14 protein-coding genes are annotated in these 15,220 nt (G+C 45.0%); 11 read left to right on the top strand and 3 right to left on the bottom strand.

Annotation, left to right across the window (positions count from 1 at the left end; translation table 11 throughout):
• Positions 1–46 precede the first annotated feature (46 nt).
• The 11 genes from Q91_RS06715 to Q91_RS06665 all read left to right on the top strand — a co-directional run bounded on the left by Q91_RS06715 (position 47) and on the right by Q91_RS06665 (position 9,547).
• Positions 47–451, top strand: a complete 405-nt coding sequence (locus Q91_RS06715; protein WP_015006128.1) for a VOC family protein — start codon at positions 47–49, stop codon at positions 449–451.
• A 105-nt stretch (positions 452–556) separates the two neighbouring features.
• On the top strand, positions 557–952 hold the full coding sequence (locus Q91_RS06710; protein WP_015006127.1) for a DUF2391 family protein: 396 nt from the start codon (positions 557–559) through the stop codon (positions 950–952).
• Positions 953–1,279: 327 nt separating this feature from the next.
• Positions 1,280–1,681 (top strand): MAPEG family protein, encoded by a 402-nt coding sequence (locus Q91_RS06705; RefSeq protein ID WP_015006126.1) that lies wholly within the window; start codon positions 1,280–1,282, stop codon positions 1,679–1,681.
• Between the two features lie 182 nt (positions 1,682–1,863).
• Positions 1,864–3,114 (top strand): aromatic ring-hydroxylating dioxygenase subunit alpha, encoded by a 1,251-nt coding sequence (locus Q91_RS06700; RefSeq protein ID WP_015006125.1) that lies wholly within the window; start codon positions 1,864–1,866, stop codon positions 3,112–3,114.
• Entirely contained in the window at positions 3,111–3,620 is a 510-nt protein-coding gene (locus tag Q91_RS06695) for an aromatic-ring-hydroxylating dioxygenase subunit beta (protein WP_015006124.1), read from the top strand. The genes Q91_RS06700 and Q91_RS06695 overlap by 4 nt, the downstream gene beginning before the upstream one ends.
• Positions 3,621–3,633: 13 nt before the next feature.
• Positions 3,634–4,098, top strand: a complete 465-nt coding sequence (locus Q91_RS06690; RefSeq protein ID WP_015006123.1) for a carboxymuconolactone decarboxylase family protein — start codon at positions 3,634–3,636, stop codon at positions 4,096–4,098.
• Positions 4,099–4,107: 9 nt separating this feature from the next.
• Positions 4,108–4,614, top strand: coding sequence for a VOC family protein (locus Q91_RS06685; RefSeq protein WP_015006122.1), 507 nt, complete (start codon positions 4,108–4,110; stop codon positions 4,612–4,614).
• 28 nt (positions 4,615–4,642) lie between these two features.
• On the top strand, positions 4,643–5,695 hold the full coding sequence (locus Q91_RS06680) for a VOC family protein (RefSeq protein ID WP_015006121.1): 1,053 nt from the start codon (positions 4,643–4,645) through the stop codon (positions 5,693–5,695).
• A gap of 266 nt (positions 5,696–5,961) precedes the next feature.
• Positions 5,962–6,300, top strand: coding sequence for a YggL family protein (locus Q91_RS06675; protein WP_020932391.1), 339 nt, complete (start codon positions 5,962–5,964; stop codon positions 6,298–6,300).
• Positions 6,301–7,079: 779 nt separating this feature from the next.
• Positions 7,080–8,441, top strand: a complete 1,362-nt coding sequence (locus Q91_RS06670; protein ID WP_015006119.1) for a tyrosine-type recombinase/integrase — start codon at positions 7,080–7,082, stop codon at positions 8,439–8,441.
• Between the two features lie 107 nt (positions 8,442–8,548).
• Complete coding sequence (locus Q91_RS06665) at positions 8,549–9,547, top strand: DUF4917 family protein (RefSeq protein ID WP_015006118.1); 999 nt, start codon at positions 8,549–8,551, stop codon at positions 9,545–9,547.
• Positions 9,548–9,664: 117 nt separating this feature from the next.
• On the opposite strand, the gene Q91_RS06660 is transcribed toward Q91_RS06665, so the two are convergent.
• The 3 genes from Q91_RS06660 to Q91_RS06650 are packed head-to-tail and all read right to left on the bottom strand — an operon-like array spanning position 9,665 to position 15,167.
• Positions 9,665–12,787 (bottom strand): efflux RND transporter permease subunit, encoded by a 3,123-nt coding sequence (locus Q91_RS06660; protein WP_015006117.1) that lies wholly within the window; start codon positions 12,785–12,787, stop codon positions 9,665–9,667.
• A gap of 10 nt (positions 12,788–12,797) precedes the next feature.
• Positions 12,798–13,805 (bottom strand): efflux RND transporter periplasmic adaptor subunit, encoded by a 1,008-nt coding sequence (locus Q91_RS06655; RefSeq protein WP_015006116.1) that lies wholly within the window; start codon positions 13,803–13,805, stop codon positions 12,798–12,800.
• Positions 13,806–13,856: 51 nt separating this feature from the next.
• On the bottom strand, positions 13,857–15,167 hold the full coding sequence (locus tag Q91_RS06650) for a TolC family protein (RefSeq protein ID WP_015006115.1): 1,311 nt from the start codon (positions 15,165–15,167) through the stop codon (positions 13,857–13,859).
• Between the last annotated feature and the right edge of the window lie 53 nt (positions 15,168–15,220).

The raw sequence follows: 15,220 nt of genomic DNA, 5'->3' as shown, positions 1-15,220 counted from the left end.
GGTAAATGAAGCGTGCGTCTTATATTAAAGTGTTAGGAAGGGAATTATGAAACCGAAAATCAGCATTATTACTCTTGGTGTAGATGACTTAGAAAGAGCGACTCGCTTTTATAGTGAGGGCCTTGGTTTGCCAACGCATAATGTTGAAGGTGACAATATATCGTTTTTTAGTTTGGAAGGAACGTGGTTGGCGCTCTATCCGCGCGAAGAGTTGGCTAAAGATATTGGGTTAACGGATTCGAATCAGGTTGGTTTCTCTGGCATAACGCTGGCCCACAATGTTGCAAGTAAGTCAGACGTGGATGCTGTGCTTGATCAAGCGGTCTCTGCTGGTGCTCGACTGATTAAACCCGCGCTGGAGGTTTTCTGGGGCGGTTACTCCGGTTATTTTCAAGATACGGAAGGCTATTACTGGGAGGTGGCCTACAACCCTTATCAGGATCTGACATAATAGCGAGGCAAAAAGCATCCCTGATGATAACAATAAAGGTGGTGTTAAGGCGTGAATCGCCAGCCGATAATGCATAACAGTCAACAAGCCGCCAGGTAATTAGCTATGAATCTTAACTTTAATAAAGAAGACGCCAGTCAGGTAGTTATTGGGTCCTTTGCTTTGGCAGTGCCTATTTCGTTTTCCGAAGAGGCCTGGAAACTAGGGGAAACTCTTCCTTTTGCAAACCTGTTTCTTGTTTTTATTTTGTCGATTGTATTTTTAAGCTTTTTTGCCTATCAAATTGTATTTCAAGGCGATATAAAATATAGAACATCAATATTTATAAGCAGAATATTTATTGCCTATTTTATAGCCGCTTGTGTGGTTGCTTTGGTGTTGTTGTCATTAAATAAGTTCCCTGTAATGCTAGATCCGGTGATAGCTTTGAAGCGACTAATTATTATTACGATGCCTGCTTCTATGGGAGCGATTATTGTTGATGGTTTTGATAAAGAATAGCAGTGAAGAAGATATTGGCTAGGAATGAAGATAGGCGCTTGGTTAGGTCGGATTAACTGTATACAAAGCAACCGTTTTTTTACGAATGTCGTAAATGAAAATCGAAAGTAGATAGTATCTTTAATAACATGATTTTTCTAATGCTCGATTAATAGTAAGTTGCTTAGAAATTAAGACATTGAGCAATTGTTAATAAGTGGAGAAGTTTTATCAGTTGATGCCGATTAAACGGCCACAGTTGATGGGTGTTAAGCGAGAAAATAATGTTTATACTCACTCGGGTACGACACGTACTAATTTAAAAATAATCGAGAGAGGAGATTTCTTATGTTGACCGTTGTGATTTGTTTGACTTGTATTGCTTTTATGCCTTATTTGGCCTCATCAATTGGTGGTTATTACCGAATTTCACAAACAGGTAAATATGACCTTGTTAACCCACGTGTACAAGCCGCAACGCTAGTGGGTGCAGGGGCTCGTTCACAATATTTACATGCCAATTGCTGGGAAGCATTAGGGCTTTTTTCAGCCGCTGTATTGGCTGTTTTTATCACCAATGCGATAAATGAAACGGTTACCATGCTCTGCATTTCTTTCGTGGTTATACGCGGCGTTTACTTTATTGCCTATTTAACCAATATGGCAACCTTGCGTTTCAGTGCTTTTGGCTTGGGCTTTGCGTGTTGCGCGGGGCTTTTTTATACAGCAATAACAACCATTCCTGCCTAATACCTAAAACAAGTTATGCAGATTTTTTCTGCATAACTTGTTGCTACACCTAATAAATACTTCGTAAGACAATTTCTCTATTCAATATAATCATATTGTAAATTAGTATTTTCTATTGTATGTTATTTTTTTAGTAACACGATCATAAAAATTAGAATAAATAAACTAGGGGAGATAGGATTATGTCAGTAGAACGTGACTATGATGATTTGGCTCGAATAGATCGAACACATGTTAGCTTATATAACGATCAAGGGGTGTATAGCGATGAAATGGAACGGATTTTTTATCGCTCCTGGATATATGTCGCACACGAAAGTGAAATCCCGAATCCGGGTGATTACAAAACGACCTTTATGGGTGATGTTCCAGTTATTGTAACGCGTGGAGAAAATAATGAAATAAACGTTGTTATTAACCGTTGTACTCATCGCGGGGTAGCAGTGTGTCCTTTAGAGAAAGGTAATACCCCTAGTTTTGTTTGCCAATATCATGGCTGGGAATATGGTATGGACGGTGAGTTATTAGCTGTGTCGATGCCGCGTGGTTATAACGAAGGCGAATTAGACTTTAAAAGTTTAGGGCTAGTCGCTGCCAAAAAGGTCGAAAGTTATCGCGGTATTATCTTTGCTTCACTGTTATCTGTTCCCGATATTTCATTGGATGAAAAACTAAGAGGAGTAAAAGAATATATAGATATGTATATGGACTTTTCCCCTGTTGGTGAAATTATTGTCGGTAATAGTGGTGTTAACAAGCATTACTATCATGCCAACTGGAAGATTCAAACTGAAGGTAGTGTAGAGGGCTATCATGCACCGGTCACCCATTCGACGGCCTTTGATATTATGGTTAGAAAAATGGGCATGCCCCCTAATTATCAAGGCTATGGAACAAAAGGCCTTGATGGCGGTTACGGTAATAATCTCTTAGAAGTTTATAGCTTACCGGATGAGGCGGTTTATAAACGCTGGCCTGCTGAGTATATTGACCTAATGATTGAAAAACATGGCAAAGAGCGTGCAATGCATGTGTTACGTCATCGTTTCAATTTAGTGATATTCCCCAATTTAGCCATACTCGAATATCAATTCCGAGTGATTCGCCCTATGGGGGTCGACAAAACAGAAGTACGTATGTATCACACGATGTTAAAAGATGCGCCTGATGATATAAATACTCGACGCGTACGTGAGCATGAGTTCTTTTATAGCCCCGCAGCATTTGGTGGGCCAGATGACTACGCCATGTTTGATAGAGCTGGCCAAGGCATGAAGGCAGACATGGTGCCGTGGATTTTATTTAATCGTGGTATTAAATCTGAAGAGGTCGATGAGCACGGGCGTCGTTATGGTGGGCATACGCAAGAAACACAGCAAAGAGCACCTTATTTTGAATACAGACGTTTAATGACGTTAGGGAGCCAATCATGAGTGCTAATAATTCAGAACAAATGACACGAGCTGAAGCAGAAGACTTTTTATTTGCTGAAGCATGTTTACTTGACCAAGGCGAGGTGAATGAGTGGAGAAAGCTATTCACTGCGGATGCATTATATTGGTTACCTTATAGCCGTGATGTCAATGTAGATCCAACAAAACATGTATCCATTATTTATGATGATATGGAAATGCTTGATGAGCGCATTAAACGGCTACAAAGCGGAGCTTGTCATGCACAAATACCTGGCTCAAGAACGCAACACTCAGTAAATAACGTACGGGTTAAAACAGTGGATGGAGTCGTCATTATTGACTCATACCTTACCTTGCATGAGTACCGTGCCAATCGGCAAGATCGGTTTTACCCATTACAAACAATGGCAGCTAATTGCGAGCACAAATTAGTTAAGCAAGGCGGTGAATGGAAAATGACCAGCAAAAAAGTAGTACTGCTTAATTGTGATGGCGAAATATACGACTTAAGTTTTTTAATATAAATAGGGGGTAGTAATGACTGATATTGACAATAAATATGCTGATGGTTTTCCTTTTTCACGTGAAGGAGAGGACTTTAAGCAAGGCCTATCGTTGATGCGTGAAGTGTTGGGAGAAGAATCCTCTGAGCATATTGAATCTTTGCTGGATAACCCTCTGTTTGGTGATGAGCTGGGCTATGTTTTTTCTAAAACATGGGGAGCTTTATATGAGCGAGAAGGTTTAACGTTAAAAGAAAGGTCGTTGATCTTAATGGGCACTGATTTAGCATTAGGACGTGAAGGGCCCTTAAAAGACCATATGAAAGTCGCGTTGCATGCTGGGATGAAACCTAAGCAAATTATTGAGGTTTTATTCCAAACCGTCTTTTATTTAGGAGCACCTGCAATGGTATTGGGCTTAAAAGTGGCTAATGAGGTTTTGGGCCCAGAAATAAAAGAAATGCTCGAGCAAAAAGAACAACAAAAAAGCAATCAATAGGAGCAAAGAATGAGTAATTTAGACATTAGTATGGGGCCTATCAACCATGTGGCAATGGCAGTAAAGGACTGGAGAGTAACCGCAAAAAGCTATGCCAAGTTAATGGGTATAAAAACATGGCGAGTGATGGAAATTTCATCAGATATGATGGAAACATCCGAATACTATGGTGAGCCAGCTGAATTTGTTTGGATATCAGCTTTTGCACGTATGGGCGATACCTTGGTCGAATTATGCGAGCCGGTTTCGGGTAAAACCGTGTTTGATGATTTTGTTAAAGAACACGGGGACGGCATGCAACATGTGGGTGATTTATCACACCCTAACCCTTTAGAGTTAGTTAAAGAATATACTCGCCAAGGGGTAAAGGTTGGAAATTATTGCAATATTGCAGGGGTTGCAGAACTTTATTACTTAGACACCCGTGAGCAATTAGGTGGCATGTTTCTAGAAGTGGTTGCACCACCGACATACGCACGAATTGCCGACCTTGGTGAAGATGTTACGTTTGATTAATAACAATAATAATTTTAAGGGGAAATAAATGGCATTAAGCATACCTATAGACGGCTGGCATAGTACCTCCATAGTGGTTCATGACTACCGCCAAGTGGTAACCAATTACGCACGATTTTTTGGTATTAGTCACTGGGAGGTTTTTCGTTATGACGGTAACCATTTAACAAATACACGCTTTGAAGGTGAATTGGTTGAGCACCGCTTTATACGAGTTATGGGGCGAAATAAAGATTTAGCGATAGAGTTAATACAGCCTATCGACGGGCCATCTAGCTTTCAACATATGTTAGACACCGTTGGCGAAGGCGTTCATCATGTTAGCCTGACTCAATCAACGGCCTTTAACGTTGACGCGTTAAATAAAACACTCGATGAACTAGACATTAGTATTCGTCAAACTGGCACCATTTACGACGTGGCAGATGTTTATTTATTAGATACGCGCTCATTGGTGTCCAACGTGATGTTTGAAGTGGTTTGCCCAAAAACAGAAAATTGGCAAGCATCCATGACGCCTGATGAAGTGTTTGATATTGACCTGACGCTATTAGGTCCAAAATTATTACCAACAGCCAATATGTTACACCTTGGGGTGGTTTGTAAAGATAGGGATGTGGCCAAGGCAGGCTTAACGAAATTATTCTCAATGACAGATTGGATTGAATTTAAAATTGAATCGGGTGTCACCATGAGCGACACGACGTACTTTGGTGAACAGGTTTATCATAAATATAATAACCATGTTGGCCGTGTGGGTGAGTTTGCTTTAGAGCTCATTACCCCAGAGTCAGATAAATGCGTGTATCACGATTTTTTAAAAGAGCAGGGTGAAGGCGTGCATCATTTCTTTCCTTCAATGTGCTCAAAGGAAGAGTTTGAAGCTCTTTTGCCGGAGTTAGAAGCGCTAGGTATGCCTATAATCCAAGGCGGTACTATAGATGGGTTGATTGAGTATTATTATATTGATACGCGAGACTATTTATCAGGGGTAACCACCGAAGTAGTCATTCCGTTATGTGATGACTGGAAAGAAAAAATGTTTAGCTCAGAGAAAGAAGCGTGGGTACTTTGTGGCTAATTTTAATTAATTACAAACGATCTCATAAAAAAGCCATGCGTTTAACTTAAGCATGGCTTTTTTGTTGCTATCGAGGTGTTCTTAAGTAAGTTATAACCTTTATCAGTGCGAATATTAAGGATGCTCATTAACACCACTTCTAGCCTTCTTGTTTGTGCTAATATGCGCGCTCTGTCCAATAGCTTGGAAGGATTCCTAACGAAGCATTTTGGGCAATACGGATCACACACTCTTATCTCGTATCTTAAATAAAGGCAATAAATATCATGGCTAAAGAAATAGGTCGCAGCAGACGTCTGCGCAAAAAATTATATGTAGGCGAATTCGCTATAATGGGTTTTGAGTTCACCTGTAAAGTTGATATCGACTCTGATACACAATTCGAGGAATTTCTTGAAGCATTCGCGGATGTAGCAGAAGACAAAAACTTGTTAATTAGCCTGGATAACGATAATGAGCAGTTTGAAGGCTTTGTTACCTCACATGACCGTTATGGTTCAGCAACTGAAGAAGACAAAGCAGCCATTGAAGCTGTATTGTTAGCTCACAGCATTGTTAGCGATGTTGAGGTTAGCAAGCTGGTTGACGTGTTTAACGAAAAGTAACACTGGTTACGATCGTGAGGTGCTTATTAATCTTAATAAGCACCTCACGGGTTTTGGCTTGTTCTATGTTGCTTTAGCAGCGCAATAGATGCAATAAACTCAGATGCCAATAAATGAATATTTAGCACAATACCCACCAGCGCTTATTAAGCAGATCAATAAGCTCATTCAGTACAACTACTACGCCTGAATTCAACTCGCCATTTATTACGAACTTTTCTCGGTTTAGCCACCAACGCCCCCGTTAAAAATAACTTGGTGTAAATTGTGGCGTAAATTGTGGCGTAAATTGTGGCGTAAATTGTGGCGTAAATTGTGGCGTAAATTGTGGCGTAAATTGTGGCGTAAATTGTGGCGTAAAAATGGCGTAAAAATGGCGTAAATGAAAGACAAAAGATGCCGTTTAATGCGGTTTATTGCGGAAAGTAAAGAGAGGGTTTAGAGCCTCAAAGCCGTTTAGTAATGGGCTTTGAGGTCTGATTCAGTCTATTGCTGAAAACTTAAGTGGTAGAGGGCCGGAATCGAACCGGCACTTCCGAAGAAACCGGATTTTGAATCCTTCTCGTATAATCATTCCTCAGTGTTGATTGAAGTTCCTTAAAGTTGATTTTCGCTACTCAAGTGGTTGATATATAAGGATTTAATGCCTTATTCTTTCCTGGTTCGTCAATTTTCACTGTTACTCGATATTTCCTCTGGGATACAAAAATTACTCTGTTTTGTATCCCAGGTGTATCCCAAATCTAGCCCCATCATCGCCTGAAAAGGAGTTCTTGTTCATGGGAAGATCATCAGAAAACCGGATCAAATTCAGCAAGCCAACCTTAACCGCAATTGAGCGCCGAATTAATAGCGGTGAGTTTACCAAGGAATCATACCTTTATGATAATGGTAGTCATCTGGCCATAAGAGTCAGGCCCAATCAATCATATTCAGATAGTGCGTTCTGTGTATACGAAAGGATTCGTATTCGCGGCCAGCAAAAAAGTAAGCTGTATAAGCGGCAAATTATGAAGGTCGGCGAAGCGAGAAACGCGGAAGTACCGATCTCGGAGTTGAGGCAGAAAGCGGATAGCCTGTTCCTAGAAATACAAGAAGGGCGTGACCCCCAGTTACTTGCCCAGCAGTTAGCCGCAGAGCAGGATAATGAGCAACAGCTATTCTCGGCTAAGCGATCTTTCAGAGACATGATATTTGGCTCACCAACAGATCAGGAAGGGGAGTATTTACCCGATGGCTTTGTTGCGGAGAGGCGTCCCGGTGACCGTTATTTGATAGATATCAAAAATAAATGTGAGGCTTTGTTGGTGGACTTACTGGATGAGCCTCTGTACAGCATATCGGCAGAGCAGGTGAAGGCCGTATACCTCCAGCAAGTGGGTAAAGGCGAAACCCAATTGCACAATGCGATGCGCATATTGAGATCAGTATGGAACTGGGCTCAGGCGAAATATGACGAGTCGGACCTTTTTCTCCGAAATCCGGTTAGCCGGGCGATGAAGCAACTGGGTGTTAACATCAATCGCTCTAACCGTCGCACCGAGCGCCTGGATGATGGCGATTTCAAACCCTATCTTAAAGCGGTGCTGGGCCTCCGGGAGCATGATCACACTTCCGCCTTTCGGAATGGGCGGGATGCTTTGTTATTTATGCTGTTCTCGGGTGTAAGGTTGACGGGTACGGTGACTATCCGGATCGCCGGTATTGATCTCAATAGGCATACTTTCAAGATTATCAAGAAGGGCGGCAAGCAGGTGGAATTACCCCTGAACACTGCCACTGAAACGATTGTTCGTAATCGATTGGCGAATTTGCCTGAACAGACGGAGTATCTATTTCCGGGAATTACTGGCAGCGGGCATTACAGGGACACAAAGGATGCTCGAAAGATCGTTAAAAACGCGTCTGGAGTATCTGTTACGAATCATGATTTGCGACGAACCTACAAGTCTATTGGAGCAGAACTGGAAATCAGCCCAATCCTTATTGATGAATTACTAAGCCATGCCAGGGAAGGCGTGGATGCACATTATATTCACCCTTCCATGACAAAACTCCGAGAGGCAAGCCAGAGGATTGCTGATTACATGATTAAAAAGTCTGGTTTCGACCTCACCGCAGCACTAAAAGGTACCTGGTGATACCCTCTTGCATTGGGTTTGAGGGTGACAGTTACAGCTAGATCAGTGTATTGTCGCTCGGCATTATTTGTGGACAAGCTGTCTTTATAGATCAGGAGGATGTGCAGTTGCCGACCAAAATATTTCAGTGGTCTGATATCAAAGACGAATTCAATGGCGGGGCAATCTTGCTGGGGAACGGAGCAAGCATCGCGATTGACGATAGTTTTGCCTATGGGTCATTGAAGGAGCATGCGACTGACAATGGCTTGCTAACTGACGATATACAGAGTCTGTTCGACTTTTTCCATACAGATGACTTTGAGCTTATTCTCAGAATTGTATGGCAGGCGACCAATGTAAATAAATCCTTAAAGATTGAAGATGAAAAGACAGAGCAAGCATACCTGCATGTAAGAGACTGCCTAATTGCGGCAGTTAGAGATATTCATTCTGAGTACGAGCATGTCTCGGAAAGCATTCCGAATATCTATAACTTTCTTAAAAGTTTCAACACTGTCATACCATTGAACTATGACCTGATTGTTTATTGGGCGATGATGTATGGATTGGATATTCAGGATCGCCATGCTTTTAAAGACTGTTTCTTGCAGTCAGAGTTTGACGATGATTGGTCTCGTTTTCGCGATCCTATTGGTGGAGAACAGTCTTGCACCTTAGTTTTCTATCCCCATGGAAGTTTGGTGCTGGCTAGAGACAAAATAGAAAACGAAAGGAAAATAACCTCAGGAGGGATCAGTCTACTTGACCAAATCTTAAACAAATGGGAGGCCGGTAGTTACGTACCGCTATTTGTTAGTGAGGGCACTAGCCAGCAGAAAGTAAAATCCATTCAGGGCAGCTATTACCTAAACACAGTTTATCGCGAAGTATTGGCCAATTTACCCTCTGAGCTTGTCTTATACGGTTGGGGAATTGGAGAACATGATCTCCATATTTTGCGCAGAATCGCTAAATCAGGGATCGAAAAAATAGCAATTTCAGTATTTGGAAATGATCAAGGCTACTGTACGCGCGTCGCACAGCTTATATCTGATGAATTAGGTGAAAATATGGATGTAAGATTTTTTGATAGCGAGAGTGATAGTTGTTGGTGTCATCCGTAACGCTGATTTTTAGTCACCAAACCAAAATTCCTGGGTTTACCTTTTGGTCTTCATCTGTCCCTTTGGGTAGGGACGAAAATTAGCACACCCCCTAAGGAGGAGGGTGTGCTCTCAAGTTTATCCGGCTTCGACACCTTGCTTGCTATGACGATGTACCCAGTGGTACAGCACGGGCAAGACAAAAAGTGTTAGCAACGTCGACGAAATAATGCCCCCAATCACAACAGTTGCCAGAGGTCGCTGCACTTCAGCGCCAGTTCCCGTATTGAGTGCCATGGGTACGAAACCGAGGCTGGCAACCAGTGCGGTCATTAATACTGGACGCAATCTAATTAATGCACCATCAACAACTGATGTCAGAAGATCACCTTTTTCATGCCAGAGATCACGAATAAAGGCCAGCATCACTAAACCGTTGAGCACGGCGACTCCAGATAGGGCAATAAAACCAACGCCTGCCGAAATCGACAGTGGCATATCCCGCAACCATAGAGAGAGAACCCCACCGGTTAGCGCCAAAGGGACGCCGGTAAAAATAATTAGCGCATCTTTGAGTGAGCCAAAGGCCATCACCAATAAACCAATAATAATAAGCAGGGTGATGGGTACCACGAGGGCTAAGCGTTGGCTGGCAGACTCCAATTGCTCAAAGGTACCGCCGTAATTGATCCAGTAACCCGGTGGTATATCAACGTCGTTGTTAATGCGTGCTTTGACTTCGGTAACAAAGCTGCCGAGGTCACGACCTCTAACATTGGCAGTCACTACTACCCGACGTTTCCCGTTTTCGCGGCTGATTTGTGCTGGCCCCGGTGAAATATCTAATGTAGCGACTTCCTCCAGAGGGATGTAGTCGCCATTGGGCAGAGGTACGGGCAAAAACGAGAGACGGTCGATATCGCGGCGTAGCGTTTCAGGTAAGCGAACAATCAACTCAAAGCGCCGGTCACCTTCGTACAATAAGCCTGCCGATTCACCACCAATTGCCGCAGAGACCCAGTCTTGCAGTTCCACCACATTTAACCCGTATCGACCCAGGGCGGTACGTTTGGGAATTATCGACAAGGTCGGTAGGCCAGTGACTTGCTCAACACGAGCATCTGCGGCTCCCGGCACCTGGTTGATTGCCTTGAGTATATCGTTAGCCGTCAATACCAGTTGATCGAGGTCGTCGCCAAAGACTTTAATGCCGAGATCTGCACGTACACCGGATATCAGCTCGTTAAAGCGCATTTGTATCGGTTGGGTAAACTCGTAGTTATTACCGGGCAGTTCTTCGAGTGCGGTTTCCATTTCAGTGACCAGCTCATCCTTGGTTTTATCAGGATTAGGCCATTCATTGCGCGGCTTTAATATCACGAAGTTATCGGCAACATTGGGTGGCATAGGGTCGGTGGCGACTTCTGCCGTGCCAATGCGTGCAAACACCTTATCAACTTCCGGGAAAGATTTGATGCGCTGTTCAAGAATTTCCTGCATCTCTACCGCCTGCTCTAACCCTGTGCCTGGAATTCGCATGGCGTGTAGCGCAATATCCCCTTCGTTTAACTGTGGGACAAATTCTGAACCCAGCGTAGTCGCCAACCAGATACACCCCGCGATTAGTAGCGCAGCAAAGCTGACGACTACCCAGCGAAATTTAAGCGCCAGCAGTAAGAGTGGTTTATAAAAGGATTTAGTCTTGGTTATCACCACGCTTTCTTTTTCGCTGATCTTGCCGCGTAGGAAAACAGCGACAGCGGCAGGCACAATCGTCAGAGAAAACACCATCGCCGACAGCAATGCCATCACCACCGTGGCTGCCATCGGATGGAACATTTTTCCTTCAACACCGGTAAGAGAGAAAATGGGGATATAGACAACGGTAATGATCGCCACGCCGAATAAACTGGGCCGGATGACTTCAGCTGTGGCTGCATATACCGTATCCAGACGCTCGCGCAATGTTTGTTGGTTGCCATTGTGTTGTGCTTCTGCCAAACGCCGCACTGCATTTTCGACAATGATGACAGCGCCATCGACAATGAGGCCGAAATCCAGTGCACCCAGACTCATCAGGTTAGCGGAAACCCCTGTGCGTACCATGCCGGTCATGGTGGCTAGCATGGAAAGTGGAATGACCGCAGCGGTAATGAGTGCCGCCCTAAAATTGCCAAGTAGAGTAAACAGCACGACAATCACCAGCAGTGCGCCTTCAAGCAGGTTTTTGGCAACAGTAGCAATGGCCTTGTCCACCAGACGGGTTCGGTCATAGACCGGCTCCGCGCTGACACCATCGGGTAATGAGTCTTGTACGGCTTCGAGTTTGTTGGCGACATCGCGCGCCACGGTGCGGGAGTTAGCACCGATTAGCATCATGGCTGTACCGAGTACAGTTTCCTTGCCGTTTTGCGTGGCAGCACCAGAGCGTAGCTCTTTGCCAATGCCAATGTCGGCCACATCCTGAATTTTTATCGGCACGCTGTCGTGCTCGGTAATGATCACATTGCCGATGTCCTCCACGGTCGCCAATTGACCGGGAGAACGCACCAGTAATTGCTGCCCGTTGCGCTCGATGTATCCCGCGCCGCGATTATCATTATTCGCTTGCAGGGCATTGACCAGTTCTTCGACACTGATGCGGTAGTACAGCAGCTTTTTTGGGTCGGGCGTAACGTGGTATTGCTTGTTGAAACCACCAATGCTGTTGACTTCGATCACACCTTTGACCTGTGCCAACTGGGGCTTGATGATCCAGTCCTGAATTTCACGCAAGGCGGTCGCATCATAAGGTTGACCATTCGCCATGGTGGCATCGGGCGATGCTTGCACGGTGTACATAAAGATTTCACCCAGCCCGGTTGAGATTGGCCCCATCTCTGGTTCAATGCCGGGTGGCAACACACTTTGAATCGCCCCCAATCGATTATCAATCAGGTTGCGCGCGGCATAGATGTCTGTGCCTTCCTCAAAGACGACGGTGACTTGTGAGAGGCCATAACGCGATAGCGACCGGGTGTATGCCAATTTGGGCAGCCCGTATAACGCCGTTTCTACCGGATAGGTAATGCGTTGTTCTGCTTCTAAAGGCGAATAACCGGGTGCTGCCGTGTTAATCTGTACCTGCACATTGGTAATATCAGGCACGGCATCAATCGGTAATTTTTGGTAACTCCAGACGCCAATACCGATCACAACAAATATTAAACTGAGAAATAAATAGCGCCGTTCAATGGCAAGGCGCAGTATAGAATCAATCATGGTGCGCCCCTTAGTGTTCGTGTTCGGCTTCGGATTTTTCGATATCTGCTTTGATCAGATAGCTGTTTTGGTTGACATAGCGCTGGCTCGCGTTAATACCTCCCAGTACTTCGACGTAATGCTCATCGGCACGGCCAAGTGTTAAGGGGGCGAAGCGGTAAGTCTCCTCCTCTTGAATAAAAACACCGGAACGTCCGCCTAACTGTTGCACAGCCGCTTTTTCAACAGCTAACGGCACCTTAAATTCGGCTATGACGATATGCCCCTCGACCAGCAAGCCGGGCGATAGCCCCAGCTGCCTGTTATCCAGCTGTACGCGAGCGAGTTGATAGGGTTTGTTTAGGGAAGGAATGATATGGCTGATCTTGCCAGTAATGGTTTGTTTGTCTGAGGCAATTTCAACGGTTTGCCCTGTAGAGACGTTATCCCGTTGCGCTGGGTAGATACGCAGTTCGGCCCATAGAGTGCCAAAATCGGCGATGGAAAATAACACCTGATCCTTGGTGACTTCGCCGGTGTTGGCGTGACGTTGTACGACCGTCCCAGAAATGGGAGCGCGCACCGAATATTTCTTCAGGCTTTCATCGGATTCCACTTCGGCGAGTAAGTCGCCTGCTTTGACCGTATCGCCGATACTGGCCTTAACAGAGGTAATCAACCCAGAAAAACGTGCCCGCATATGACTGAGTTGTTCCGGCCCGGTTGAGAGCACACCATAGCTGGTGATGGTTTGGTGAAGGGTTTTTTCTGTGGCGGCTGTTGTACCAATACCGACTTGGACAGCCATATCGCTATCAATACGACTGGTATTTTCTTCGTCATCGTGGGACTGATTGTCTGTGTCGCCATGTTCATTTTGGTGCTTATGATCCTCGCTCTCACCCTGTTGGGTATCTTCGGTGGCATGGGCTTCATGATCGTGGTCGTGATCATCAGAGTCTGCCTGAGCAAAAGCAGGGTTTGTTACGCCGATAATCACTGCGATTGTCAGGGTTAAATAGAGTGGTAAAGTTTTCATCGTTAATTCCTTGCGCTCTTGGCAAAGTGTTTTATTTGCCAAAATGCTGTGTTAATAAGATAAAGCGTTAGCTGCCAGTGGTTCTGCAATTAATTGCTCGATGAGTGTTTGATTGAGCTGTGCTGCAGTAGCGGCTTCAATATGTTGTTGCTTGGCAGTGAGCAGTTCTTCCTGTGCGGCAATCCAGTCTTGATAGCGATAGCGACCGTTTTCGTAGGCTTGTCGTGTCAAAAGTAATGCCTGCTCCAGCGCGGGTAAGACCTGAGTGCTGAACTGCTCGACAGCAGCCTTATTCTCTTCACGCTGAGAGAAGGCAGCGAACAAGCGGTTGTGTAGCTTGAGCTGGGCATCAGCTTGTTGGTAGTCCACGGCATTGCGCTCGGCCAATGCCGAGGCGACGCTCCCACGGTTACGTTTACCACTGAACAACGGAATCGAAATGCCCGCCGTTAACGCAGTGTCATCGGTTGCTTCGAAACGCCTGACACCCAATTGCCAGCCTATATCCACGCGACTTTGTGCCTGAGCCAGATTGACTTCGGCATCTTTTAGCCGAGCCTCGCTGGCAAAAATAGCAATGGCAGGGGAATGCTTGGCGCGTTGTAATAAACTGGCAAAATCATCCGAAGAGCCAAGCGCAGATAGGCTACCGCTGAGTTCAGTAAAGTGGGGATTGGTACTCCCCCAGAAGCTGCTTAGCATTACCTTCTGACGCTTAAAACTGCTGCGCAATGCCTGTAGGCGAATAGATGTACGAGTGTGTGCTGCTTTAGCGCGCATAACCTCCGCCTCAGGGGCAGCACCTTTAGACGCTCGCTGTTCAACGGTTTTTAGCATTTGCTCTGATAGCGCAACAGCCTCCATTGCAAGAGCAATGCTCTCTTGGGTGGAAAGAGAACGAATAAACGTTGTCGTTAGTTCACCGAGTACATCCAGCGTTGTCGCCTGGCGCTCAAAATTCAAGCGGTCGGTTCTGGCATCAATCACCGCAACCCGTGAACGCGCCTTGGCTCCCAGCTCAATCACAGAAGACAGTGCAAGGGTAGTTTCCGCGCTATCAAGCCCGTTAAACTCTCCGCTGCCCGCGATGTTTTCGACTTCCAGTCCCAGATTCAGGGCTGGAGAGAGCGAGCTGCTTTCGCGCTGTGCCACAAGGCTCTGCTGACGAAAACGGTATTGGTACAACTGCGGGTTGTTTTTCAGGGTGCGGGTGATGGCATCTTCCAGCGTTAGCGCTGTGGAAGCATTGACGCGCCGCGACACTTGTTCGGTGTTTTGCATAGGCGATTTAATCGAATCCGCCCAGCTCACCAAGGATAGGCTACCTAAAAGTAAGGCAGCAATAATGTTTCGTGTTTGCATAAATCATAGTCCGATATTCCATAAACATTCGTGCACACGTAGTTGTTGTAAGC

Source organism: Cycloclasticus sp. P1 (assembly GCF_000299965.1).
Taxonomy (GTDB): domain Bacteria; phylum Pseudomonadota; class Gammaproteobacteria; order Methylococcales; family Cycloclasticaceae; genus Cycloclasticus; species Cycloclasticus pugetii.
This window is presented reverse-complemented; position numbering and strand designations above follow the sequence as displayed.

Excerpts from the sequence above, each read along its gene's own strand:
- Q91_RS06715 (WP_015006128.1), top strand. The coding sequence starts at position 47 with ATGAAACCGAAAATCAGCATTATTACTCTTGGTGTAGATGACTTAGAA.
- Q91_RS06710 (WP_015006127.1), top strand. The coding sequence starts at position 557 with ATGAATCTTAACTTTAATAAAGAAGACGCCAGTCAGGTAGTTATTGGG.
- Q91_RS06705 (WP_015006126.1), top strand. The coding sequence starts at position 1,280 with ATGTTGACCGTTGTGATTTGTTTGACTTGTATTGCTTTTATGCCTTAT.
- Q91_RS06700 (WP_015006125.1), top strand. The coding sequence starts at position 1,864 with ATGTCAGTAGAACGTGACTATGATGATTTGGCTCGAATAGATCGAACA.
- Q91_RS06695 (WP_015006124.1), top strand. The coding sequence starts at position 3,111 with ATGAGTGCTAATAATTCAGAACAAATGACACGAGCTGAAGCAGAAGAC.
- Q91_RS06690 (WP_015006123.1), top strand. The coding sequence starts at position 3,634 with ATGACTGATATTGACAATAAATATGCTGATGGTTTTCCTTTTTCACGT.
- Q91_RS06685 (WP_015006122.1), top strand. The coding sequence starts at position 4,108 with ATGAGTAATTTAGACATTAGTATGGGGCCTATCAACCATGTGGCAATG.
- Q91_RS06680 (WP_015006121.1), top strand. The coding sequence starts at position 4,643 with ATGGCATTAAGCATACCTATAGACGGCTGGCATAGTACCTCCATAGTG.
- Q91_RS06675 (WP_020932391.1), top strand. The coding sequence starts at position 5,962 with ATGGCTAAAGAAATAGGTCGCAGCAGACGTCTGCGCAAAAAATTATAT.
- Q91_RS06670 (WP_015006119.1), top strand. The coding sequence starts at position 7,080 with ATGGGAAGATCATCAGAAAACCGGATCAAATTCAGCAAGCCAACCTTA.
- Q91_RS06660 (WP_015006117.1), bottom strand. The coding sequence starts at position 12,787 with ATGATTGATTCTATACTGCGCCTTGCCATTGAACGGCGCTATTTATTT.
- Q91_RS06655 (WP_015006116.1), bottom strand. The coding sequence starts at position 13,805 with ATGAAAACTTTACCACTCTATTTAACCCTGACAATCGCAGTGATTATC.
- Q91_RS06650 (WP_015006115.1), bottom strand. The coding sequence starts at position 15,167 with ATGCAAACACGAAACATTATTGCTGCCTTACTTTTAGGTAGCCTATCC.